General features: G+C 55.2%; 20 protein-coding genes and 1 other RNA gene. 11 read left to right on the forward strand and 10 right to left on the reverse strand.

Translation table 11 applies throughout. The annotated features are described in order from the left end of the window. Positions 1–52 precede the first annotated feature (52 nt). The 5 genes from icd to dnaX all read right to left on the reverse strand — a co-directional run bounded on the left by icd (position 53) and on the right by dnaX (position 6,977). Entirely contained in the window at positions 53–1,318 is a 1,266-nt protein-coding gene (gene icd / locus MUN86_RS03470; protein WP_245121787.1) for an NADP-dependent isocitrate dehydrogenase, read from the reverse strand. A gap of 109 nt (positions 1,319–1,427) precedes the next feature. After that, entirely contained in the window at positions 1,428–3,191 is a 1,764-nt protein-coding gene (locus tag MUN86_RS03475) for an insulinase family protein (RefSeq protein ID WP_245121790.1), read from the reverse strand. Further along, complete coding sequence (locus MUN86_RS03480) at positions 3,164–4,444, reverse strand: M16 family metallopeptidase (RefSeq protein ID WP_245121792.1); 1,281 nt, start codon at positions 4,442–4,444, stop codon at positions 3,164–3,166. Before MUN86_RS03480 ends, MUN86_RS03475 begins: the two co-directional genes overlap by 28 nt. A gap of 323 nt (positions 4,445–4,767) precedes the next feature. Then, on the reverse strand, positions 4,768–5,268 hold the full coding sequence (locus tag MUN86_RS03485; RefSeq protein ID WP_245121795.1) for a DUF8439 domain-containing protein: 501 nt from the start codon (positions 5,266–5,268) through the stop codon (positions 4,768–4,770). Continuing rightward, positions 5,247–6,977, reverse strand: a complete 1,731-nt coding sequence (gene dnaX / locus MUN86_RS03490) for a DNA polymerase III subunit gamma/tau (protein ID WP_245125588.1) — start codon at positions 6,975–6,977, stop codon at positions 5,247–5,249. Before dnaX ends, MUN86_RS03485 begins: the two co-directional genes overlap by 22 nt. Positions 6,978–7,368: 391 nt before the next feature. Between dnaX and MUN86_RS03495 the strand changes: the two genes are divergently transcribed. The 9 genes from MUN86_RS03495 to MUN86_RS03535 all read left to right on the forward strand — a co-directional run bounded on the left by MUN86_RS03495 (position 7,369) and on the right by MUN86_RS03535 (position 17,460). After that, positions 7,369–8,298, forward strand: a complete 930-nt coding sequence (locus MUN86_RS03495) for a ligand-binding sensor domain-containing protein (RefSeq protein WP_245121797.1) — start codon at positions 7,369–7,371, stop codon at positions 8,296–8,298. Next, a complete protein-coding gene (locus MUN86_RS03500; protein ID WP_280640584.1) occupies positions 8,202–10,331 on the forward strand; it encodes a sensor histidine kinase in 2,130 nt (709 codons plus the stop codon). The genes MUN86_RS03495 and MUN86_RS03500 overlap by 97 nt, the downstream gene beginning before the upstream one ends. Continuing rightward, positions 10,313–11,500 (forward strand): response regulator, encoded by a 1,188-nt coding sequence (locus tag MUN86_RS03505; protein WP_280640585.1) that lies wholly within the window; start codon positions 10,313–10,315, stop codon positions 11,498–11,500. Before MUN86_RS03500 ends, MUN86_RS03505 begins: the two co-directional genes overlap by 19 nt. Before the next feature lie 343 nt (positions 11,501–11,843). Then, the gene (locus MUN86_RS03510) at positions 11,844–12,236 is read left to right on the forward strand and encodes a hypothetical protein (RefSeq protein WP_245121799.1); all 393 of its coding nucleotides are present in this window, start codon (positions 11,844–11,846) and stop codon (positions 12,234–12,236) included. Between the two features lie 369 nt (positions 12,237–12,605). Then, the gene (locus tag MUN86_RS03515; protein WP_245121802.1) at positions 12,606–12,782 is read left to right on the forward strand and encodes a hypothetical protein; all 177 of its coding nucleotides are present in this window, start codon (positions 12,606–12,608) and stop codon (positions 12,780–12,782) included. A 126-nt stretch (positions 12,783–12,908) separates the two neighbouring features. Next, positions 12,909–13,736 carry a prolyl oligopeptidase family protein gene (locus MUN86_RS31060; protein ID WP_280640586.1) on the forward strand — a complete coding sequence of 276 codons (828 nt, stop codon included), beginning with the start codon at positions 12,909–12,911 and terminating at the stop codon, positions 13,734–13,736. Then, positions 13,721–15,091 carry a prolyl oligopeptidase family serine peptidase gene (locus tag MUN86_RS31065; protein ID WP_280640587.1) on the forward strand — a complete coding sequence of 457 codons (1,371 nt, stop codon included), beginning with the start codon at positions 13,721–13,723 and terminating at the stop codon, positions 15,089–15,091. Before MUN86_RS31060 ends, MUN86_RS31065 begins: the two co-directional genes overlap by 16 nt. A 335-nt stretch (positions 15,092–15,426) precedes the next feature. Beyond that, positions 15,427–15,796: a transfer-messenger RNA gene (ssrA, locus tag MUN86_RS03530) on the forward strand. 146 nt (positions 15,797–15,942) lie between these two features. Next, complete coding sequence (locus MUN86_RS03535; protein WP_245121804.1) at positions 15,943–17,460, forward strand: TonB family protein; 1,518 nt, start codon at positions 15,943–15,945, stop codon at positions 17,458–17,460. Between the two features lie 110 nt (positions 17,461–17,570). Here the strand turns inward: MUN86_RS03535 and MUN86_RS31070 are convergent, their stop codons facing one another. Further along, positions 17,571–17,699 carry a hypothetical protein gene (locus tag MUN86_RS31070; protein ID WP_280640588.1) on the reverse strand — a complete coding sequence of 43 codons (129 nt, stop codon included), beginning with the start codon at positions 17,697–17,699 and terminating at the stop codon, positions 17,571–17,573. Positions 17,700–18,169: 470 nt separating this feature from the next. Here MUN86_RS31070 and MUN86_RS03540 point away from each other — a divergent pair, with 470 nt between their 5' ends. Both MUN86_RS03540 and MUN86_RS03545 read left to right on the forward strand, forming a co-directional pair. Then, positions 18,170–20,785, forward strand: coding sequence for a T9SS-dependent M36 family metallopeptidase (locus tag MUN86_RS03540; RefSeq protein ID WP_245121807.1), 2,616 nt, complete (start codon positions 18,170–18,172; stop codon positions 20,783–20,785). 267 nt (positions 20,786–21,052) lie between these two features. Continuing rightward, entirely contained in the window at positions 21,053–21,454 is a 402-nt protein-coding gene (locus tag MUN86_RS03545; protein WP_245121809.1) for a hypothetical protein, read from the forward strand. A 191-nt stretch (positions 21,455–21,645) separates the two neighbouring features. On the opposite strand, the gene MUN86_RS03550 is transcribed toward MUN86_RS03545, so the two are convergent. The 4 genes from MUN86_RS03550 to MUN86_RS03565 form a co-directional block, all read right to left on the reverse strand. Further along, on the reverse strand, positions 21,646–21,984 hold the full coding sequence (locus tag MUN86_RS03550) for a hypothetical protein (protein ID WP_245121812.1): 339 nt from the start codon (positions 21,982–21,984) through the stop codon (positions 21,646–21,648). A gap of 36 nt (positions 21,985–22,020) precedes the next feature. Further along, on the reverse strand, positions 22,021–23,061 hold the full coding sequence (gene uvsE, locus MUN86_RS03555; protein ID WP_280640589.1) for a UV DNA damage repair endonuclease UvsE: 1,041 nt from the start codon (positions 23,059–23,061) through the stop codon (positions 22,021–22,023). A gap of 227 nt (positions 23,062–23,288) precedes the next feature. Beyond that, the gene (locus MUN86_RS03560; protein WP_245121817.1) at positions 23,289–23,975 is read right to left on the reverse strand and encodes a carboxypeptidase-like regulatory domain-containing protein; all 687 of its coding nucleotides are present in this window, start codon (positions 23,973–23,975) and stop codon (positions 23,289–23,291) included. A gap of 106 nt (positions 23,976–24,081) precedes the next feature. Next, entirely contained in the window at positions 24,082–24,711 is a 630-nt protein-coding gene (locus MUN86_RS03565) for a DUF4097 family beta strand repeat-containing protein (RefSeq protein WP_245121820.1), read from the reverse strand. Positions 24,712–24,831 lie beyond the last annotated feature (120 nt).

The following is a 24,831-nucleotide window of genomic DNA, read 5'->3' on the forward strand; positions in this document are numbered from 1 at the left end:
GCCTAGTAGCTAACGCGGGGTTTCCGTTGATAAAGTAGCTGCTGCCAAGCTGCTACATATCCTTGATGATTTCGTCACCGAACTCGCTGCATTTCAGAAGAGTAGCTCCTTCCATTAGACGCTCGAAGTCATAGGTAACGCGCTTTGAGGCAATAGCGGCTTCTAGACCTTTGTAGATGAGGTCGGCGGCTTCTTGCCAGCCCATGTGCTCGAGCATCATGGCACCGGAAAGGATAACCGAACCGGGGTTTACTTTGTCCTGGCCGGCGTACTTGGGCGCGGTGCCGTGGGTAGCTTCGAAAATGGCGTGGCCGGTTATGTAGTTGATATTGGCACCGGGTGCGATACCAATACCGCCTACAATGGCAGCTAGCGCATCGGAGATATAGTCGCCGTTCAGGTTTAGGGTAGCTACAACCGAGTACTCGGCGGGGCGGAGCAGGATTTGTTGCAGGAACGCATCTGCAATGCTGTCTTTGATCAGGATCTTGCCGCCGTCTAGCGCTGCTTTCTGCTGTGCATCAGCCACTTCTTGGCCCTGCTTGGCAAGTACCCGGTCGTACTGGCTCCACGTATATACTTTGTCGCCAAACTCGCGCTCGGCTAACTCGTAGCCCCACGTTTTGAAGGCGCCTTCCGTGAACTTCATGATGTTGCCTTTGTGCACGATGGTTACCGAAGGCTTTTTGTGCTCAATAGCATAAAGGATAGCCGCGCGCACCAAACGCTCCGTACCCTCTTTCGAAACGGGCTTGATGCCGAACGAAGACGTTTCGGGGAAGCGGATTTTCTTCACGCCCATCTCGTCCTGCAGGAATTCCAGCATCTTCTGCGCCTGCGGCGTGCCGTTCATGTACTCGATGCCAGCATAAATATCCTCCGTGTTCTCGCGGAAGATCACCATATCAGTTAAGTTGGGCTGCTTTACTGGCGAAGGAACACCCTCGAACCACCGTACGGGGCGTACGCAGGCGTAGAGGTCGAGTTCTTGGCGCAGGGCTACGTTCAGAGAGCGGATACCGCCACCTACGGGGGTAGTCAGAGGACCTTTGATGCCTACCAAGTATTCACGGAAAGCGTCAAGGGTTTCATTAGGCAGCCAGTTGTTGGTTTGCTTGAAAGATTTCTCACCGGCCAATACTTCTTTCCACACCAGCTTCCGCGAACCACCGTAAGCTTTTTCTACAGCCGCGTCAAATACTCGCACAGAGGCCGCCCAGATGTCCGGACCCGTACCGTCGCCTTCGATAAAAGGGATGGTTGGCTGGTCGGGTACATTCAGCTTACCGTTTTTGATGGTGATTTTCTGTTCTGCCATTGGGGAAATTGTCAGTTGTTAGTTGACGGTTATTGGTGTTTTGGGTAGTTGATAGTTCTGCAAAGCCTTGCTTTCTTTTATTCACTGAAAAGCAAGACTAGGGGCGGCCTCAATAGCCGAAAATTTCTTTCAGCGTGAGTTGCTGGAGCTGGCCATATTTCGCTAGCTCCTTGAAATTGAGACGGTCTTTGGAGCCAATTACCAGAATGGTCTGGTTCTGGCCTTTCACCCGCGCTTGCTGAAACTTCTGCAAGTCGGCGAAGCTCATGTTCGGCGTTTGCTCGTACACGTCGCGGCGCAGGTCATAGTCAAGGCCTAGACGCTTGGCCCGCTCGTAGCTGAACAGGATGTCCGACTTGGTAATACGCTCCGTTGCAATGCTGTTACGGATGGCATTTTTCGCGATTTGCAAGTTGGCTTCGGCTACTGGCATATCGTTGAGCAAGGAATTCATGCCCGCCATGGCCTCCGGCAACTTGTCGGACTGCGTACCGATGTAGCTTAGGTTATAGCTGCTACGGCCCGCCTTGTCGGCGTTAGCGAAGCGCGAAGAAGCCGAATACGCCAGCGCTTTCGACTCGCGCAACTCCTGAAACACGATGCTGCCCATGCTACCGCCAAAGTACTCGTTGTAGAGGCTGGTCGTCGGTACAATCGACTTATCGTATACTGGTCCTTTCGACAAGAACAGGATTTCCGCCTGGACCGTGTTGTAGCCCACCCAATACACTTTGCGCGAGTTCATGGGTTGCTCGGCGAAGTCCTTGTTGGCGGGTACCGGGGTGAGCTTGACGGGCGTCTTGTGCAGTTTACTTAGGACTCCTTGTACACCACGCAAAGATTCATCAGGCATACCAGCAAAGTTGGCGTGGCCTGAGAGCATATGGCGTGGCCCATAATACAGTACCCGATGCTCATACGTCGGGATCTTTTGAATAAGGGCGGTCAGTTGTTCTGGTTTCAAAGCCTTCAGTTCTTTCTCGCTGAGCTGGCTGGTAAAAGGATTCTTGGGGCCGTACTTGGCGAAGTTGACCATCGCTTGGCTCAGAATCACTTGCTTGTTGAGCTTGGCATCCTGGCGCGACTTCAGCACGCCAGCCACCATGTTCTTGAGAGCCGCCGCATCCGGAGTGGGAGCCGCAAGCAAAGCTTCGAAAAGCTGCAACGCGGGCTCCATGTTGCTGTCGAGGCCACTAAGACTAACGAAAATTCGGTCTTGACCGCTACTCACGGCGAAGGAGCAGCCGAGCTTATAGAATTCCTGTTGCAGCTGCGCTGCGTTATACTTGCCTGTGCCAAGGTACTGCAGGTAGTCGGCGGCGAGGCCAAGCTTAGGGTCATTATTCGTGCCCAGGTCGAGCACATAGTACAGATTGAAAAGGTTGTTTTCGGTGTTGCGGGTATAGAATACCGGGATGCCCGACGCCAGCTTGGTTTCCTGAATGTCCTTTTTATAATCGAGGAACACGGGTTGCAATTCCGGCGAGGCAAGGCTTGTCACCTGCTTGTAGAAATCAGAAGCTACTTCGCGGTTCACGGGCACCGGCGTAATAGCAGGTTTTACCACTTTCACCGTGTTTGGATCTTTGCCAGTGCGCTTATATACCACGGCGTAACCGAGACCGTAGTACTGGTTGGCCACGCGCATCACTTCTTCTTTGCTGATAGTAGCGAAGTCGTCGACCTGCTTGAGGTAGTCTTTCCAGTCTTGGCGGGCCACAAACGCCGCTACAAAGGCACCGGCGCGGGCCTCGTTGCTTTCGTAGCTCTTGGTGCGCTGCAACTTCTCGTTGTTGACGATGGCCGGAATCAGCCATTCCGGAAAGTCGCCTTTCTTCACTTTGTCTAGCTGCGCGAGCAGCAGGTCGCGCACTTGCTCCAGCTTCTGCCCTGACGCGGCGTAGCATACAGAATGTGTGAGGAATAGTCGTTGTTGATGTCCGTAAATGAGGCGGCTTGCAGTACTGTCTGCTTCTGGTTCAGATTGAGGTCAATAAGACCAGCTTGGCCGTTGCTCAGTATTTTGTCGACCATGCGCAGCACCAGCGCCTCCCGTGAGGTAGTGCCGGGAAAACGGAAGCCAAGCATCACATTTTCTGCATCGGGCCCAATTACTTCTTTCACCAGCGGCGCCGTGAGCGGTGCTTCTTGCGCGGGCGTGAAAGCCGCTACGGGCTTGTTTGGCAGCTTGCCAAAGTATTGGTCGATGATGCGAATGGTCTGGTCGTAGTCCAGGTCGCCGCTCAAGCACAAGGCCACGTTGTTGGGCACGTAGTACTTCTCGAAATACCGCTTAATCTCCGTAATAGACGGATTTTGCAGGTGCTCGATGGTGCCAATGGTGGTTTGGGTTCCGTACTGGTGCTTCTGATAAAGACTACGATTTAGAGCTTCGTATTCCTTTAAAAAGTCGTTGTCGAGGCCGCTGTTTTTCTCTTCGTATACTGCCTCTAGCTCTGTGTGAAACAAGCGCGGCACCATCTCGCCGAGTCGTTCGCTCTGGATAGCGGCCCACTTCTCGATCTGGTTGCTCGGAATATCTTCCTGATACACTGTCTGCTCCACCGACGTGTAAGCGTTGGAGCCTTTGGCTCCGATAGCGCCCATTACCTTGTCGTACTCATTGGCTACAGCGTACTTGGCCGCTACACTCGATATCGAATCGATTTGGTGGTAGGTGCGCTTGCGGGCAGCAGGGTCGTTGCGCTGACTGCGGTACTGCTCGTACAGCGCTTCAATCTTGTCGAGCTCAGGCTTTTCAGCAGTCCAATTCTGACTTCCTAGCTTCGAAGTGCCCTTGAACACCATGTGCTCCAAGTAGTGCGCGAGGCCAGTGGCCGTAGCAGGGTCATTCTTGGAGCCGGCGCGCACCGCCAGATACGTTTGGATGCGCGGCGCATCGTCGTAATCGGAGAGATAAACAGTGAGGCCGTTGTCGAGGGTATAGATGCGCGCCTTGAGCGGGTCGCCCTCCACAGTCTGGTACTTATACTCTTTCTGCTGTGCCGGAGCCGGGGCGGTAGCTGGTGCCGTGGCGGCTGCTGTAGCGGTGGGCTTACTTGTTTGGCATTGCGTAAGACCGAAGGTCGCCAGGGCTGGAATCAGAAGCAGAAAGGGTTTTTTCACAGGTCAGCTGGCGCGGGCAGTAAGCAGGGCGGAGAAATAAAGGAATCAAAGATAGGCGGCCTATCCTGGAATAAAAAGCCTCATCCAGCCCTAAACCACCCGCCACGGCTTCGAAGTGCGAAATTTTATGTATGTGAACAACAGATTGCTCCGAGTTGAAATAGATTGCAGGAGCTTCTTAAGCAGCGTGGTCGTGACTCTAGTTGAGGTAGCTTTTAAAGCTAGCAGGCTCGTTTCTCTCCTTCGGTGTGGAGGAAAACGAGCCTGTTAGATTGAAGGAGAGAAGCAGAATGCAACCTGCAAAGTTGGCTTCCAGCAACTAGTTAAAAGTCGGCGTCCAGCCCTAAGCGCTGCTGCATCTCGACTAGCATTGGAAACTTCTCCTTCAGGTATTCCAGCTTGTCGCTAGAAGTGTAAAGCTTACGACCGGTATTCTGTTGCTCGGCTACTTCCACTTGCACGTTGAGGCGTGGATAGCCGGTGCGGCGGCGCAATTCGCCCAAAAAGCCGGCCCGAAACTCGTTGAATTGATCTTCCTGTACTGGGTTGTCAACTCGCAAGCGAATGACGTGTTGCTCGTCGGCCGCAATAGTTCGGTTCAGTACGCTGTACTCGGTCATGCTGTGCGCCTTCCTTTCCTCTTTCAGCTCACTCCACACGCGTTGCAGCAAGGCATCATCGATGGGTTGCAAACCCGTGACAGGACCTGTGGGCTCGGTATCAACCACTGCTTTTTGGGTGTCGGCCTGTAAAAGTTGGGCCTTCATATCCTTCAAGCTACCAAGCCCCGGCAGCTTGCTGGTTAGTCCCAGAGGTTTTCCCATGAGCGGCATACCAGGCCGGGGGGCAGCGGGGCGGCCGTTACGGGCATCTGCCCCGGTTCATGACCAGCTATGCTGGGTTTGCCAATCTCAACATGTGGCACTGTGTCGCGCAGCCGGGAAGTGGCGGGTACCTCGGTGGCCGTTTCGTCTTCAATGCTAGGCGTGTCGTGCAGTTCTTCCACGCCGCTTTCGATGGGTACTATAGGCTCCGGATCGGCAGGTGCAGAATGAGGAGTAGCTAGAAGTGAAGCGGCAACTGCCGGAGCGGCTGGCGCAACTGTGTCCTTGGCGCGTGCCGCGCTATTTGACGAGTTGTAGGAAACTGCCGCTTCAGCGGTGCCCTCCGCAACAAGTTGGCCATTTGACGCTACCGGCGCGGCTGCCACGGGTGTAGGAGCATCAGCGGCAGCTACGCTACTTTTTTTTTTCGCCTCGCCGTTGTCTGACGAAGATTTGGTGCTGCCGTTGCTCGATGCGGCTGGGCCGGCCCCAAGATCGCGGGCAAACTGTACGGCGCCGTTCAGATAAGCCAGCTTCATCAACGTCAGCTCTACGTGCAAGCGCTGGTTTTTCGCTTGCTTGAACTCCCGGTCGCAGAGGCTCACCAAGTTCAGGGCCGAGAGTAAGAACGACAGGGGAGCCGCTTGCGCCTGCTGCACGTAACGGTTGCGCAGGTTGTCGGATACTTCCAGCAACTGCACGGTCACGGGGTCTTTGCACACCAGTAGGCCGCGCAAATGCTCGGCCGCTCCGACCACAAAATTGTGAAGGTCGAAACCGTTCTGCATCACTTCATCGAGCAGCAGCAGCGTAGCCGATAGGTTTTCGCTGAGCAACGCATCGACCAGCCGGAAATAGTACTCGTAGTCCAGAATGTGCAGGTTCTGCACCACGTCCTTGTAGGTCAGGTCGTGGCCCGAGAACGTCACCATCTGGTCGAACATGCTCAGGGCATCGCGCAAACCACCATCGGCTTTTTGGGCCAGCAGGTGCAAGGCGTCGTCTTCGGCCTGAATATGCTCCTGGGTGGCTACGTAGCGCAGATGACTCCGAATATCGTCAACCCGAATGCGGTTGAAATCGAAGATCTGGCAGCGCGAAAGGATGGTCGGGATAATCTTGTGCCGCTCGGTGGTCGCCAGAATGAAGATGGCGTAGCCTGGCGGCTCTTCCAGCGTCTTCAGAAAGGCGTTGAAAGCAGCATTCGAGAGCATGTGCACCTCGTCGATGATATACACCTTGAAGCGGCCTTGCTGCGGAGCGTAGCGTACCTGCTCGACCAGGCTGCGAATATCTTCCACCGAGTTATTGGAGGCGGCGTCTAACTCGTGTACGTTGAACGAGGCGTTTTCCTGGAAGGCGCGGCACGACGAGCATTTGCCGCAGGCCTCTAATTCAAAGGGCGTATTGTCGGGGTCAGTGGCTTGTTGTAGCGCGTCGGGTACGATGTCGGGCTGGGCCTGGAGTAGCTCCGATACGGCGCGGCCTTTGCGCACGTGTTCTTCTACGAACTCGCAGTTGATGGTTTTGGCTAGAATGCGGGCACACGTGGTTTTGCCCACCCCCCGTGGGCCGCAAAACAGAAACGCCTGCGCCAGATGCTGGCTGGAAATGGCGTTTTGCAACGTGGTGGTAACGTGCTGTTGTCCTACCACGCTTCTAAACGTGGCTGGACGGTATTTACGGGCCGAAACGACGAAATTTTCCATACGACTAGCCACAAAGATACCCCGAAAAGCCGGGGTTTGGAAGGCCAACGGCGGCTGTTTGCTGTCCACTCTCGGCAAGTGTTTCCGTGGAAAGCTACCACAAGCTAGTGCTGCGTCGCTGAATTTGCTTGCTCCTAAAGGCAGCAGAGACGCTAGGATATTATGGAATTTGTATATTGCTGTAATGCCGTTGATTACGAAGGCTGTGGGAAGCCTTCTGATGCTACTATTATGTATGTGTTGATGATACTGGCTTCGGTATCAACTGAATAGCGAAGCTGAGAAGATAAGGCAATAGCCTGTTCTTCAGCTACTGTCTCTATCTCATGCCTCACCGTTACGCGTTTATCCTCCGTTGTCTGGTTATCGGTCTGGTGGGGCTAGGGGAGAGATGCGTTGGGTTGGGGCGCAAAACTTGGCTTCGCGTTCCTATACCATTGCCGACGGCTTGCCCCAAACTGTAGTCTACGCTATCTGCCAAGACGAGAAAGGACGTTTGTGGGCTGGCACCCAAGGAGGCGTCTGCTCGTTTGACGGCCAGCAGTTTCGCACCCTCGACGTGCGGCAGGGCTTATCAGACAATCACGTAACGGCCGTGGCCGCGGCCACCGATGGCACCTTGTGGCTGGGCCACGAATACGGTGGGATATCGAGCTTGCAGAACGGCCAACTCCGCCGCTGCCGAGCGCGCGGCCTAGGAACCGTGGGGCCCGTGCGGCATGTGTATCCGGCGGGCGGTGGTATTGTGTGGGTAGCTACGGCCGGTAATGGGCTGCTCCGCCTCGAATGCAGTCCTGCCGATACGGTTGCAACTAGATACACTACAAAGAACGGTCTGCCTTCTGATTCAGTGAACTACGTGGGAGCTGGCCCAGATGGGCAAGTGTGGGTAGCTACTGCCAAGGGCTTGGTCGTATTGAGTCAGAATCCTCAAAGTCAGCAACCCGTGGTAGCGGCTGCTCAGGCTGCGCTGCCAGTGGAATTGCAGCAAGCCGGCGTGAACAATTTTTTCAAAGTAAATGACACGCTGCTTTGGTGCGCCACTAACACTGGGCTGCTGCGGGCAAGCAAATTGGCGGGGCCTTTGTGGCGGATACAGCGCTTTGGTAGAAAGGATGGGCTATGTGATGATCAGGTACTGCGGGTAATTCAGGACCGGCGAGGGCGGGTATGGGCTGCCACGTCCAGCGGACTAAGTCGGGCCGTTAGGGGTAGTCGATTTACTTGTTTTGGGGGCGCAACTACCCAGTCAGCGACCAGGCCCACGACTTGCTGGAAGACCGGGAAGGCAACGTGTGGATTGTGCACGACAACGGCCTAACCCAGCACCTCGCCGACGAGCGTTTCACGCAATACACGCCCCAAGACGGCCTGCCCGATAACCAAGTGCTGGCTATTTTGGCAGTAAACGCGCGCGAGTACTGGATTGGGACCCGGCTTGGCATTGTGCGGTTTCGACCGGGTACTAGCAACGGACCGTTGTTTGAGCCTGTGCCGTTGCGGCCCGGCGCGCTCGGGCAATATGTGCGCTGCCTGTTCCAGGACCGGCGCGGCCAAATCTGGCTTGGCACGCGCGGAGGCGGCGCTGCCCGTTACAATCCCGCCACTAAGCGTTGGACGTATTTCGATGACGTGCCAGGCTTGGCGGGGCAGCGCGTATACAGTATTGCCGAAGACGCCCGCGGCCGGGTGTGGCTGGCTACCCGTGAGGCGGGCGCCACTGTATTCGACCCTGCTACCGGCAGCTTTCGCACCTTCGATGCGCACCATGGCGGCCTTGGTACTTACAGCTTGTGGAAGGTCTTCCGGGACCAGCGCGGCACGTTGTGGCTCGGCACCGACGACATTGGGCTGGTGCGCGTCAATACCGACCACGATCGGTTTTTGCGGGTGCCAGGGCAGCCGAAGCGGCTTAGTATTGGCTCTATCAGCGAAGACCAACGCGGCAACTTGTGGTTGGGCAGCATTGGAAGCGGGCTGCTGCGCTACGACGGGCGCACTATGCGCGGGTACGGCCTCGAAGTGGGGCTGCAGTCCAATAACCCGTACTTCGTGCAGTGCGACAGCGCCGGCCGGGTGTGGCTGGGTACCAATTTAGGGCTCGACTGTTTTGATCCGCGCACGGGGCGGGCCATGAGTTATGGGTTGCTTGAAGGCTTTGCGGGGCAGGAAACCAACCAGAACGCCGTGGTACTGGCCCACGGCAATCAACTCTGGATAGGCACCATCAACGGGTTGATGCACTACGACCCGGCCGGTGCGCAGTTCAACTCGCGGGCACCGGGCAGTTACCTAACCCGGCTGCGTATTTTCCTGAAGGACACCACCGTCCGCTCGGGCCTAGTGCTGCCGCACCACCTCAATCACCTCACTTTCGACTATGTAGGCGTAAGCTTGACCAACCCGGCCAAGGTGCGTTATCAGTACCGGCTGCTGGGCTCCGACACCCGCTGGTCTGACCCGGTGTCCACCACATCCGTTACGTATACCAACCTGCCGCCCGGCGAGTACGATTTCCAAATGCGGGCGGCCAACAACGACGGCGTGTGGAACACGCGACCAACCAGCTTCCAAGTGACTATTGAGCCGCCGTGGTGGGGCCGGTGGTGGGCCTATCTGCTGTATGCAGGCGTATTTGGAGCATTACTCTATGGCGTGCGCCGGGTGACGCAGCAGCGGGAGCGGGAACGAGCCGACCGGCAACTGGAACGACAAGCCCTAGAGCATCTGCAAGTCTTGGATCGAATGAAATCCGATTTCTTTGCCAACATCAGCCACGAGTTTCGGACGCCGCTCACCCTCATCCTCGGTCCGGCCGAGTTGCTAGCCGACGACCCACCCACCAATTCAATTCAGGTGCGTCAGCAAGGCAGCTTGATAGTGCGCCACGCCCGCAAATTGCTGCAACTCATCAATCAGTTGCTGGATTTAAGTAAGCTGGAAGCCGGCGCCTTGCACCTGAATGCTGTGCCCGGTGACGCTGCTCTATTTGGTCGTCGGCTGCTGGCGTCCTTTGCCTCGCTGGCTGATAGCCAACACGTAACGTTGCGCCTACAGGCTCCTGCTGCGCCGGTGCCACTCGTTTTCGACCCTGAAAAGCTGGAAGAAATACTCACCAACCTGCTGGCCAACGCGCTGCGCTTCACCCCCGCCGGTGGAGAAGTTGCGCTGGCCATTAAAGAAGAACTGAGCAGCGCAGCAGCGCCGTTTGGCGCGGTGCGCTTCGACGTTTGCGACACTGGCCTGGGTATCAGTCTTGAACATCAGCCTCGCCTATTCGAGCGGTTTTATCAAGCCCCGGCCCTGATACCGGTGGTGCGCGAACTGGTACGGGCTTGGGCTTGGCGCTGGTAAAAGAACTAACAGAACTGCACGGCGGCACCGTAACCGTGGCAAGTGAACCAGGGCAAGGAGCAGTATTCAGTGTGTGGCTGCCACGGCAAGCAGCAGTAACACCAGGGAAAGAACCACCAAACGAGCCGGTAGTAGCAACTGCTGAACTCAAAGAAGCCGCCGTTGCGAATGAGGCCCCAAGAAAGCTAGCGCCAGCCAATGACATCGACACGTCGCCGGCTGCTACAGTTCTAACTCAAGAAGCGCATTTGCCAGCCGCTGCGAGGACTACCGACTCAGTTAGGGCTCCGGCAACGGGCGAAGAGCCGAGGGCAGAAGTTGCCGTTGTTCTGATTATAGAAGACCAGTCAGATATGCGCCAGTTCATCTATGAGACGTTGGCGCCGGGCGGCTACCACTTGCTGGAGGCAATTGACGGAACGGTTGGTATGGCCTTAGCTCGCGAGGTGGTGCCGGATTTGGTACTTTCCGATATTATGATGCCGTCTGGCCCCGACGGCTACCAGGTGTGCGAACAACTAAAAACCGACCCCACCACCAGCCATATTCCAGTAGTGTTGCTTACGGCCCGTGCCGACCCGCGCGACAAACTGCAGGGCTTGGAAACCGGTGCTGATGCGTATGTAGCCAAACCCTTTAACCCGCGTGAGCTACGGGCGCAGGTGCGTAATCTGCTGGCGTTGCAACAGCGGTTGCAGGCGCGATTCGTGGGCCAATCAACGTTGCCCGTTGATGCAAGCAACGAAGCACTTCAGCCAGTGAGTCCAGCGCCTTCCACTGTCGTGGCCTCCTCCGTAATGCTTTCGCCCTTAGAGCAGCACGCTGCTGCCGTGGCTGCGCTGCCTTCTCTCGATCAGGCGTTCCTGCGCCGTGTCGAGCAAGCCGTTGAAAGCCACCTCGATGATGGGGATTTCAGCGTGGAAGCACTCAGCCAGGAAGTGAACTTGAGCCGAACCCAGCTGCACCGCAAGCTCAAAGCCCTCACGGGACAAGCTCCTAGCGACTTTATTCGGAACACGCGTCTGCTACGGGCTCATGCGTTGCTGCAAGGCCAAGTGGGGAACGTAGCCGAGGTGGCTTATCGAGTTGGCTTTAACAGCCCGGGCCACTTCAGTACCAGCTTCAGCAAGCTGTTTGGGTACGCGCCCAGCGAAGTGAACAAGGGGTAGGAAGGGGCAGGCAAATAGCAAGTAGTACCACATGTTCCCGGCGCCTGGCAGTCAGATAGGGCTCGACCGTCACCGGCAAGCCACGCATTGTGGCTGGTTGCCGATGAAGCTCTGCTCTCTGGCCCGAACAAAATTCAGGTTTCCCATTGGGTGCAACCAGCGCAGATGGATTTGCAACCTGCGCGAATGTCGCGCGGTGGCAAACGCCCTTCTTTTGTGCCGTTGGCAAGCTGTGATTTTACAGATGCTACGGTTAGCAAGCTCCAGTATAGTTTCAGTTTGTGCGGTGGCGTCCCCGATGCCTTAACAGCAGACTCTCTTCCATCCCAATTATCTATTCTTAATGCCCCTTTTTCAATATTTCTCTCGTTCCATGGTGTTGCTATTCTGCAGCAGCTTCCTGCTAGTCAGTGCTTGCAGCGACGATAAAAAAGAAGCCCAATCAGTTGGCGATGGTAGCGTCACTTGGACGTACAACACCTCCAGATATGCCAGCACCAACTTCCTGAGTGCTATTATCAAGAGCACTGCTAGGCTTCTCATTACGGCCAGTTCGGCCGACCTAAAAAACGCAGTGCTACTAGGGCTAGATAGTATTGGCACTAAGGGCATGGCCACGGTTGCCCTGCGCAATGGCTTACCCAATACGACAAGGCCGCACCGAAAATCAGTGGCACGTTCAGCTTCACGGCCGGAGCCGTGCCCAACGACAGCGTCACCGGCTAGCAGAGCGTGACCAACGGTAGCTTTAGCTTCCCAAGTTCTGGTGGGCTACCGTGTAAGCATAATACCCGCCGCCCGCTAGGCCATAGGTGTTACTCTACATATGTTTCACCTGACTAATGCGCTACTTGGCTTGGCCTGCCAGCTAAGCACAACGTGAACTACCAACCAGTTCACCACCGGGTGCATACTGGCTTCGCTGCTCCGCTTCCGACGGCAGCAAAAGCACTCCCTGCTACTAGCGGAGTTGCGTGTAATTGAACCTCTATATCTGGTAAGGAGCGGCCCCGTGGCTTATCAGGGGCACTTCCACCGACGCTAGTTTCCGCTCTGATGCCGGGCATACTTGCCTTGCTGTTTCTACTTCCTCATCGTTCGAAACATGAAAGCCGCTGCCTTTTTTCTTAAGCTACTGTTTAGTGCATTAGTACTCACGACGCTGGTGCTATTGGTATTCGAGGTAGCGCAAGTCCGCCGTTCGACCACCCAACCAGCCTATATGCACCCCAATACTACGGCGCCTTCCGTGTACAATTACGTCCGCTACGCCCGGACGTAGCCCCACTACAAGTCTTTGCTAGTCACATGATTGTGTGATTGTGGTGCAGCTTCAATTTCGCGTGTTTGTGGTTGGCCCGGCTGCGGCCCTCGGTTTTCTATTGGTTTTCTGTCTACACCCTTCTGTATGAAAATACACTACTTCACCCCCTTGCTAGGCTTATTGACCACGGTTGCCATCGGGCAGCCTACCCCACCTGCAGCACCCTCGGTGCCGGCTTCCGACATGTACTTCGGAGTGAAGGTAGACGACCCCTACCGTAACTTAGAGAACTTAAAAGACCCGGCAGTGGCCGCCTGGATGAAAACCCAGAGCGAGTACGCTCGCAAAACCCTAGACGGTATTCCGGGCCGGCAGAAGCTCATCGACCAGATGGTGGAATTCGATAAGCGCAAGGCTGCCCGCGTGAACGACTTGCGCGTAACCGACAACGACCGATATTTTTACTTCAAGTCGCGGCCCGAAGACCAACAGCCCAAACTCTACTGCCGCGAAGGCTATGCGGGTGCTGAAGTGCTGCTCTTTGACCCCGAGAATTTCGAGAAGGGGAAAGTCTATACTATCAGTTCCTTCACGCCTTCTTTCGACGGTTCCAAAGTGGCCTTCGCCCTCAGTCAAAAAGGCGCAGAAATAGGGGAGGGGCACATCATGGATGTGAAAACCCGCAAACTTTACCCCGAGCGCATCAGTCCGCTGTCGTTGGGCGGGACCGGCGATTGGCTGCCCGACAACAATAGCTTCACGTACACGCCTCTCAATAGCGCCGACGTGAAAGACCCCGCGGCTCGCCTGAACACTCAATCATTTGTGCATCGCGTGGGCACGCCACAAAGTCAAGACAAGCCGGTGTTTTCAGCTAAAGTAGCCCCCAACTGGCTATCAAGCCAGAAGAGTATTCTTACGCCTTCTACGAGAAGGAAAGCAAGCTACTTATCGGAATGCTATACACCGTAGATCGGTATCTGAAAGCCTACTACGCTCCACCTACGGAGCTGAAGAAGCCCCAAATAGCTTGGAAATTATTGTTTAAGCCGGAGCAGGAAGTAACCAACGTAGCTTCCGACGAGCAATACCTCTACTTCACAACCTCGAAAGACACGCCGCGTCAGAAAATCATGCGCACGCCAGTTGCCCGCCCCGACGTGGCCACGGCCGAGCTGCTGGTTCCCGAGTCGGCCAGCGAAGCCATCAACGATGAGCAACTCAAGGCGACGAAGGATGGATTGTATTTTGTGCGTACCAAGAACGGGGTGGAAGCCAAACTGTATTTCGTTGCGAAGAATTCGAAAGCTGTGCGTGAACTGAAGCTGCCGCAAGCCGCGGGCCGGCTGGAGCTGGTAGCCAAAAACACGAAGTCGTCGGACCTGTGGGTGACGATGGGCGGCTGGACCACTGACCGTAAGCGCTACCGCTACGACGTAGCCGGCGGCAAGTTTGTGGCCGAACCGCTGTCGTCGGAGGCGCAATACCCAGAATTTACCGACTTGGTAGTAAAGGAACTAATGGTGCCCTCGCACGACGGCACGCTGGTGCCTCTTTCCATTATGTACAAGAAAGGCACCCCCCGCAACGGCAATGCTCCTACCCTTATGGTCGGGTACGGCGCGTATTCCCGGGCAATGGAACCTACGTTCATGCCGACTTTCTTGCTCTGGACGCAGCAAGGCGGTATTCTGGCTTGTCCGCACGTGCGCGGGGGTGGGGAGCTAGGCGAAGCCTGGCATAAAGCAGGGCAGAAAACGACCAAGCCCAACACCTGGAAAGACCTCATTGCCTGCGCCGACTACTTGGTGAAGAATCAGTACACCAGCCCCGGCAAAGTGGCCATTAACGGCGGCAGCGCGGGCGGCATCCTCATTGGCCGGGCCATGACCGAGCGGCCGGACTTGTTTGCGGTAGCCATTCCAGAAGTAGGGATTCTGAACGCCGTGCGCATGGAAAATTCGCCTAACGGCCCCGCCAACACTCCGGAATTCGGCACCATGCAAAAAGAAGAGGAGGCCAAGGGTCTTCTGGAAATGGATGCCTACCAGCACCTCACGCCCGGCACCAAGTACCCCGCCACACTCGTTACGGCAGGCTTCAACGACCCGCGCGTAATTGCCTGGCAACCGGCCAAGTTTGCGGCCCGCCTGCAAGCTAGCAACACCTCCGGGAAGCCTATCTTATTCTTCACCGACTACGACGCTGGCCACGGTATCGGCGATTCCAGGCGGAAGCAGTTCGAAAGCATAGCCGACTTGCTGGCCTTTGGACTCTGGCAGACGGGCGCCCCGGGCTTTCAACCGCTCACTACGGCCGTGAAATAAAGCAACCATCTAAAACACGAAGAACGATAGGCAACAGCCTAGCACACCAGTCAGGAGCAGAAGCAACTCGTGTGTTCATGTACTGAAGTTGCGCAATATGCTTTCATGCTACCGAAAAAAGGAAAGCCAAAAACTGCCTCGTAGAGCTAGTGGGACTGTTAGTATCATTCCGAGCAGAGCCAGGAACCTGAGTGAAGTCACTGAAGAAACACACTCAGATTCCTCTCGGGACGGAATCATAAACGGGAACATTTTCGGTTGTTTGCAACGTTTTCTGGCTGATATGCGTACATTTGCACCCCGCTATTCGTGGCGGGTCTCGTTCTTTCTAATTTGGGGCTGACCGGAATTGACAGCTTGTGCAAGTCACGAGTAAGCGTGTCGGGAGTTGAGTGAATCTCCCGCCAAAAAATCATTCGAAAAACAACCGGCGAGTATAGCTACGCCATGGCTGCTTAGTCTAGGTACTAAGTAATGTCATCGTCCCGCATCCGTCTTCTTTTACACGGGTGAGTTCGGGGCGTCGTAAGTAGAAGATAGTGCCGAAGGAGGTGTGACTTCGGTGCGAAACTCAACTGCATCTAAGGGAGACCAAGGGCCTGATGTGCGCCTGGGCTTCCTCGAAAATTCAAGCATAGATACACACGTAGAAAGCTCGATGGTTTCCTTGTCTGGACCAGGGTTCGAATCCCTGCAGCTCCACAGAAAACGCCGCTTCCAGTCTGGGGCGGCGTTTTTGTTTTCCTGGAGTACGAGTTGTTGAAGGGCCGTAGCAACATAAATTCGAATAGCCCCATGAACCAAGGTTTTATTGCTACTTTACTGACGAGTAGCTTCTTAACCCTGCTTCTATGGCTGCATTTTGTTACGCGTTGCTTATCAGTTTGTGTGTAGCATCTACCCAAGTATGGGCGCAGCAAAAGCCTCAGGCAACTGCCACTAGTGCTGCCGATCAAACGCCGCAGTATAAAGGTGGAGCCGACCAGATGATGGCTGATTTACAGCGCAATGCGCACTACCCGGCCGCCGCGTTGCGGGCTCAGGTTAGTGGTAGGGTGATTGTATCGTTTGTGGTCGAAGCAGATGGCTCGGTAGGGGAGACACATATTGTAAGTTCACCTTCGCCTTTACTGAATGACGCCGTATTGCAGGCCGTTAAAAGCTTAGGCGCTTTCACGCCTGCACAAGCCAATGGTAAGCCAGTGCGTGGGACGCTCACATGCCCGGTAACCTTCCGGATGACTAGTACCACAACTTCGCGGGCAGCCGCGCTGGTGCTAAGTTCGGGCCCACCAGTGCAGCCACAGGCTTTAGCGTCAGCCGAGAATACTGTAGTGTCTAAGCTGGTTGGCTTCCGAGACTCCACGTACAACCCCGACAAAAAGACAACTGTTATCTATCAGCACTATTTCACTTATGACCGCCAAGGACGGCCTGAAACGCACCGGCTTGATTACCTAAACAATGGCCAACCAGCTTCTTCCCAGCAGCTGCGCTATCACTACCGGCCCGACGGTTTGCTAGCTTCCAAAACCAGCGACCATACCAAGTATGTGTATGAGTACACAAGCACTGGACAGTTAAGCGCCATTCTGCTTTCTATCTTGATGAAAGACCGGTGGAGATTGGTAGAAGAAACCCGACTTACTGAGAAAGAAGTTGGGAAGAAAAGCAACCGCGTAGTGTCACTCACGATGCGTAAAGTGCCGAACAATCCCATCCAGGATTCTACCAGGCAGCAGTATTGTGCCATCGACTACACGATTTCAGCCCAGAATTCCATCATCAAATCGGCGGTGCTTAGCTATGGCTACAGGAATTTTGAGCGGCCCACTTCCTACACCTTCACGCAGGATACCAACCCCAACCCATTTGAGGATTTGTTTGTGGAACGCTGGTATCAGTTTGAACTGGAGCGTAGCGGCCCACATAATCTAGTGACCGAAACACAGAACGGCCGACTTTTCAAAGCATTTGCCTACACATACGATGCTGCTGGCTTGCCCCTGCAGTGCATCATTAGCAACGGCGCCCGCCAAGCCTACCGAGTGCAGCACTTCGCCTATGCCGATATTGTGGTACCAAGAGCTAGGCCGCTCACAGCTCTGGCCGCCGATTCGGTGAGTGGCTTGCGCATTTATCCCAATCCTGCCACTGCTACCACACTTATAAAAGCCGCTAGCGTTGGGCCTGGTCAGGCGACGTTACGCCTGTATAACGCCAGCGGCCAGTTGGTGCGCCAATCTGTACATATGGTAACCACTGATTTCAACGTCAACCTGTCGGTAGCGGGGTTGGAGAAGGGTGTGTACGTGGTAGAGGTAGCCGGTCCCACCGCCGTGGTGAAAGGAAAATTGCTAGTGGAATAGCTAGCGGTAAACTATGCTCTGTAGGCACAAAAAAGCCCTGCCTTGTTAGGCCGGGCTTATGAAATATAGTGTGTTACTACTTGCAAAAGACTCTTATAACCAAGGATTGGTTACCAACCGTAGGTGGACACGGCATACGTAAGAAACGAGAAAACCAGCGTGACGAGCAGGAAACCAATTATTGTGCTCGTTGCTACCTTCCGTTTTTTCGAACGTCGGCGTCGGCGTTTTTCAGGCATGGCGGGGTTTTTTGAGTGGAAATTGATATACGGCCTGCAGTATAATTACAGATTTTTCTATCCCGAAAATTTCTAGACTAATGGGCAACTTATGTTGACTAACAGCTATATATAGCAGGCGAATAGTATAAGGCCTTATGCTTGTAATAGCAGGATAGTCATAAAAGCGTCTTTGTTGTTAAGGATGTATTGCTACCTAGGCTGGATTAGCTGTGTGCACTTACACTGCCGCTGGAATAAGCTTTTGTTTTTGCGCGCTAGGCTGCAGATAAGCCATTGGACTCTGAGTAGTGGCCAATGAATTAGGAAATGCAAACTAGCAGATCAACAGGCACTGCGTTTGGACGTGTCGATGGTAAAAGCCGGAATTATATAAAGGAATAGATTTTCTATTGTCACATTTCATGGATAGGTTTGAGGACTACGCTTTAGGTAGTACTTGACCTGATTTCTCCACCTTAAATCATACTATGAAAACATCCTTTACGCCAACTATCTGTCGTCCTTTAGTTGTAGCTGCTCTGCTAGCTATGCCAGGTATTGCAGCGGCGCAAACCACTCCGCTCAGCAGCGCTATGCGCCAGGTGAGCAGTCAGTACGCCAAGCTCGGCTTGAGCGAGGCGGATGTAGCTAATCCAGCCGTGACTAGCTCGTACACCGATGCTGGCTCCAACATCACCCACATGTACCTGCGTCAGCGCTATCAGGGCATTGAAGTGTACGGCGCCGAAGCTGACCTGCACCTCGACCAGAATGAGAAAGTGGTGAGCATGCACACCAATTTCGTGGCCAACCTAGCGTCGGCGGCTCGTAGTGCGGCTACTGTGCCTTCTCTTTCGGCGGTACAAGCCGTAGCTGCTGCTGCCCGTGTACTGAATTTGCCTGCGCCTGGCAGCCTAACTGTAACCAAGCCCGGTGCTTCTGCCGAGGGGTTGACCTTCTCGGAGGGTGGCATTTCGCTGGACCCTATCCCTGTGAAGCTCATGTACCAAGCGCGGCCAAGCGGCGAATTGGTACTGGTATGGGACGTGACTATTGCTCCCAAAAGTGGGGAGCACTACTGGAACGTGCGCGTAGATGCACGCACGGGCCAACTGGTAGACAAGACCGATTATACAGTTTCTGAGCCCGTCAATTTCCTGGAGTTGACTCAGCGAGCATTAGCAGTTGTTGGAGCCGACCCTAAGACGAGCGGCGCGGCGGCTACGCCCAATAGCTACAATGTTTATCCCATCACGGTGGAAAGCCCGCTTTACGGTGCTCGCCAATTAGTGGTAAACCCCGCTGATCCAACATATTCGCCGTTCGGCTGGCATGACACCAACGGCGTGACTGGACCGGAGTACACCATCACGCGCGGCAACAACGTGCATGCGTATGACGACCGGGCGAATGTAAACACGCCCGGCTATAGCCCCGACGGTGGCACAGACTTGGCGTTCGACTTCCCTTTCGACCAAACGCAGGTTCCGCTAGCTAACCAGGACGCGGCTATCACCAACTTGTTCTACTGGAACAACATGATGCACGACGTCATGGCAACCCACGGCTTCGACGAGGTCAGTGGTAACTTCCAGGTGAAAAACTACACCGACACGGGCCTAGGCAACGACGATGTACGCGCTGAAGCCCAGGATGGTGCCGGCCTGAACAACGCCAACTTCTCGACGCCAGTAGATGGCGCTCGGCCCCGCATGCAGATGTATTTGTGGACGGCACCAGCTTCCCTTGTCATTACGTCACCCTCATCAGTTGCTGGCACCTATAAGACAACAACTGCCTCGTTTGGCAAGCAACTCGTTCCCAACGTTCCGCTCACCGGGCAGTTCGTGCTGGTAAACGACGCTAGCGCTACCAGCTTAGGCTGCACCAACCCCTTCATCAATGCCGATGCCATCAGCGGTAAAATAGCCGTTCTGGATCGTGGCTCCTGCGATTTTTCTGCTAAAGTTCGCAACGCTAAACTAGCTGGTGCCAAAGGCGTGGTAGTGGTGAACAACGTTCCTGGCGACCCTATTGCTATGGGCGCTGGTGCCGATACCACCAACACGGGCATTCCATCGGTTATGATTTCGCTGGCTGATGGCAATGCGCTCAAAGCTTCTCTGGCCGCGGGCAACACACCAAGTGGCTCGCTGGTTGCTGGCATTCCCCGCGACGGCGACTTCGACAACGGCATCATTGCCCACGAGTACGGCCATGGTATTTCCAACCGCCTCACGGGTGGACCAGCCAACTCAAGCTGCCTCGGCAATGCCGAGCAAATGGGCGAAGGCTGGAGCGACTTCTTTGGCCTGTGGATGACCACCAAGCCTGGCGACCAAGGCGCTACTCCTCGTGGCATCGGCAACTACGCTCAGTCGACTCCTGCTGATGGCCTAGGCATCCGGCCCCAGCGCTACTCCACCGACTTTGCCGTTAACAACCAGACGTATGCTTTGATTGGAACGGGAATTTACACGGCGGTGCACGCTAACGGCTCGGTATGGGCAGCTACTCTTTGGGACCTGAACTGGAAGTTGATCGAGAAATACGGCTACAACCGCAACCTGAAAGCCAAAACCGGTGGCAACAACATTGCTCTCAAACTGGTACTCGATGGCTTGAAGCTGCAAGTGTGCCGCCCCGGTTTCCTCGACGGCCGCGACGCCATCTTGAAAGCCGACTCCATCTATAACAACAAGGCGAACACCTACTTAATCTGGCAGGTATTCGCTCGCCGGGGTATGGGGATTGACGCCGTGCAAGGCTCCAGCAACGTCCTCACCGACCAAGTAGCGGGCTACCTGATTCCGACCCGCGTACTGTCTACTCAGTCGCAGCAGCAGCGCGATGAGATGGTGGAAGTATATCCGAACCCCGCCAGCAGCGAGTTGACTGTACGTCTGCCTGTTAGCAGCAAAACGCCGGTACAAGTGACCGTGTTGGATATGCTCGGTAAATCAGTGCAAACGGCTGCCGCTCCATCGGCAGAGCTACAGCGTGGGTTCCACCTCAACACCAGCTCTTTGGCACCAGGCTTGTACATTGTGCAACTGCGTTCATCGGCCGGTACCTTCACCAAGAAGGTTCAGATTCAGCGTTAAGGCTGAAGCGTTATAACCAGCTACTCTAATACCACAAGGAAACCCCGGTAGGCCACAGCTTACTGGGGTTTTTTATTGATAAAAGCTGTTGTATGAAAGCAGAGCATCAGTAAAGTTTGTTAGGAAGATTAATCCTAAATAATTGACCAGTAGAATATTGTGATTTACAAAATTTTGGGTTTCCCGGTTTTTGTTAGGCCGTGGACGTACAAACCTCAACAATGGCTTTCGAGCCGCGTGTGTTTTGTCTTGACTATTGCCATTCCTATGAAAACGAAAAACCTAATAATAGCTGCTGCCCTCATCATGGGTGCCACCGCCACTGCTCACGCTCAGGTTACGCCCACTACACCGCAGAGAGGCGGCATCATGAATCAAACCACTGTGCCAGCGGCCAGCCCTACCAATCCCGGCACCATCGACCAACGGACCCCTACTACCACGAACCCCACACAAATGAGCACTGGTAGCCCCACGCAGATAGGTGCCAGCACCATCGATCAGGCGCCCATCATCCAGCGCACTGGCACCACAGAACAACGCGTAGACCAGCGCACTGGCACCGTTGTGCAGCCCGCTACCACCCAACCCACCAATACGAGCGTAAATCAGCGGCGCGAAACCGTGCCTAGCAGGCGCACCACCGAAACGACCACGCCACGTCCGTAGTCGTATTGCATACAGCTCCGGTAGCCATCCTTTGTTGATTGTTAGCCGCGCAGCCCAGCCCCCGTTAGAGCTTTTATAGCCTGAGCGGGGGCTGCGGCTTTCAGCGAAAACAACAAAAAGCCCCTGACGCTATGGTAGCGCCAGGGGCTTTTGAGCAGTTAGGTGTGGAGTAGTACCGAGGTTGGAAAGTATTATTCGGCGGCTTGGAGCTTAGATCCAAGCTGAATCAGCAGGTCGCCAAGTTCTTGGAGCTGACTCTTAAAATCGGGGGAAGCGTTGGCAGCGGCTTGGTTGGTTTGGATACCGAGCATGCTCAGGGAGTTGCCGATGGCGTCGGGGTTGAGGTTGCCGCTGCTAAGCAACGACTGTAAGTTGCCTACTTCCCGCCCAACATCTTGCAGGGCTGGCTCGCCGCTTTGTAGCAAATGCTGCTGCCAGGTTTCGGTGTTGTCGAGGGCGCCGCTGATAGGAATAGTGGTCAGGCCATTTCGCAGCGCGTGAATGGTGGCGCCTAGGAGTTCGTGGTTCATAATAGGGGAAGTGTAAAAGAAATGTATTCTGTGCAGCTACTTGCCGTCCGTAGCCTCTGGCTGCTCTGCTTCAGCAGGCGCTTTTTCTTTCTTGGCGCGGGGCTTCCGAGGTTTGGGCGCCGTAGCATCAATTTCCAAAATCTGCTTGGGTGTAAACACAGGCGGCTCGTAGCCCTCTGGCGCAGGTGGCAGCAGCGACAATTCGCGCATTAAGCCGCAGGCGCGGTGGGCGCTGGCTTCCTTGTCTTTGATTTCGAGCATGATGTCGACGTCCAAATCGCCGAGCTCCCGAAGGAAGTCCCGAAACAAATCTTCTTCGATGGCCGCTACGTGCTTACCTCGCCGCTCGCCGTGCGACTGTGAACTGTAGTCCATCATCATGATGCCGTCGCGGGTGGGGTGCCAGGTGGCGGCAGCTAAGCGCAGGGCCTCGGCCATGGGCTCGCCGTTGTTGAGGCACTCGTGGTGGAAGTTGTCGAAGAGGATGGGAATACCGGTGGCGGCGTGCAGCTCTAGGCAGTCGCGCAAGCTGAATAGCCGGTCGTCGTTTTCGACCACCACCCGTATTTGCACGGCCGGAGGCAGCGTGTGCCACACAGCAATGAAGCGCGCAATGGCCGTGTCTCGGTCGCCGTAGAGGCCGCCGAGGTGAATTTGAAGCTTGGCAGTGCTATCCAGTTCCATCAAATCCAACATCGACCCCTGATACACTAGCTCCGCAATGCTGCGGCCCACAATGTCAGGGTTGGGCGAATTGAGCACCACGAATTGGTCGGGGTGCATTGATACGCGCATGTTGTGGGTTTTGATGAAGTCGCCGATTTCCTTGAATTCCGGCGCGAAGCGGGTTTGCCAAGGAAAAGTATTGACGGGGTGAGAGCCGAACGGCACAATATCGGAGCCGATCCGGAAGAACATCAGCCCGTGCTCCAGATTATATTCTAGAATGCGTTTCAGGCAAGCCAGGTTGGATGCCACAGTTTGCTCTACTCGCTCGTCGGAGTAGGAAGCCAACCGGAACGTGGACGCCGAGGTGCAGTCCAGCGAATTATTCATGCAAGGATACCCGATTTTCATCTTCGGGCTTACGCGGTAGTGGGGCGACGGGTTGGTAAACTATGGTTGAGTAAGTCGCTGAACAGGTAGATTAATGCAGTGCTTTGGTGAGGTCAGGGCTCATAATAGCTGTTCTCGTAACAACTTCGAGCCGTGAAAAGCAACAAACCCTTGCTGCCAATACTAGCGTCAAGGGCTTGTTGCTATGCTAGTTACTATAGAATTTGCCTTGCTAGTGCAACGCACGGTTACGGCTCGTAACCTCGGTTGTCTTTGAAGTTCTTGTTGTACTTCTGGCGGGTTTTGCGGGCTTTTTCGGCCGCTTCGGCCGCCTGAATTTCTTCCATCTTGCGGCGCTCTTTGCCGGCCCGCGAAAACTGGTCGTAAATCAGACTGACGGGACTGGCTAGGCTAGGAGTGGGGGCTGCTGGTGCCGTGGAATCTACCTTAAACAAGGGCTTGGGCGCGGGTGGACGCTTTACAGCACTGGTTGGCGCCGTGCTTGGGCGCCTGATGTTACGCAGCGCTTTGTTGATGGCTGCACGGTCGGGACGGCCTTCCGTTACGCGCACTTCTCCTAGCATCACACTGTCGCGCATCAACGACACCTGAATAACGAGTTGGGATAAGCCGGTGCCGCCCATCGGAAAGCGGCGCGTTTTAAAACCCACCGCCCGGAATACCAGCGTATCGGTGTTTTGTACTTCAATACGGAAGTCGCCTTCGGTGTCGGCTACCACGCCCCGGCCACTGCGCTGCACCAGCACGGCTGCGCCGGGCACAGGCCGTTTCGTGCCCGCCTCTGATACCGAACCCGTTACGCGCACCTGTGCGGCGGCTCCTAGTGGCAACAGCAAGAACAACAGCCATGCAAACAGCCACCAACTCGGCGTACTTGCAGCAATTCCGCTTGAAATAGATTTCGGTAAGTTCATTGGCCTATACAAACGCAAGCAACGGGCAAGTTATCTCATAACAGAGACAAAAAAAGCCCGCACCGTTGCAGATGCGGGCTTTAAAGGCACTTAGGGCAAGACAAAACTATTTAATCTTGACGTCCTTGCCGTTTTCGGGCTTCAGTTTTACGGTGCCGTCGTCGCCATCAATTTTGGCTTTGTTGCCTTCGGCATCTTTGATTTTTATATCGCCGTCGGCTTTCACTTTCAGCTTGCCGCCTTCGCCGTCGCTGCTGCTACCTGTTTCGGTAGATGCGCTGGCCGTGTTATCGGTTTCAGCAGGCGCACTGGCGTCGTCCATGTAGTCTTCCTCGTAATAGGTCGGGCGGCTGGTTTCGTAAGCTGTGTACGATTCAGCTGGCAAGTAGCCTTTGAACTCGTTGTCGGTTTCCGAGTAGGCACTGCGCATATCGGCGGCCATGCCCGCCGTGTCGGAGGCGTATTTGGTGCGCAGTTCCCCAAGGCGTTGCGCACGAGTATAGTAGGTGGTCCGGATGCGCGACACCATGGCCGTATCCGTGATTTTCATATCGGCGGCCATCTTATCGGCAATGCGCTGAGCCCGGGTCCGATACTGCGCGTCCATGTCGCCGGTAGCGGCGGTGCTAGTAGTAGGAGTTTCGGTAGTGGTAGTGGTTTCGGCGGTTTTGTTGTCGCCGCACGAAGCGAGGCTAAAGGCTGCCGCAACCGGCAGAACGAACAGAAGCTTTTTCATTAGTGTGGAATTGGTAAGAGGGAGAGACTGTGAGTTTGCGCGTATACGCCCTAAGCTCCACAGCGGTTACTTAGGCTCTTTTCTGACTGCCTAAAAAGAAAGCAGCCACGACAAGTCATT

Origin of the sequence: Hymenobacter volaticus (assembly GCF_022921055.1) — a bacterium.
In the GTDB taxonomy this organism is placed as follows: Bacteria; Bacteroidota; Bacteroidia; order Cytophagales; family Hymenobacteraceae; genus Hymenobacter; species Hymenobacter volaticus.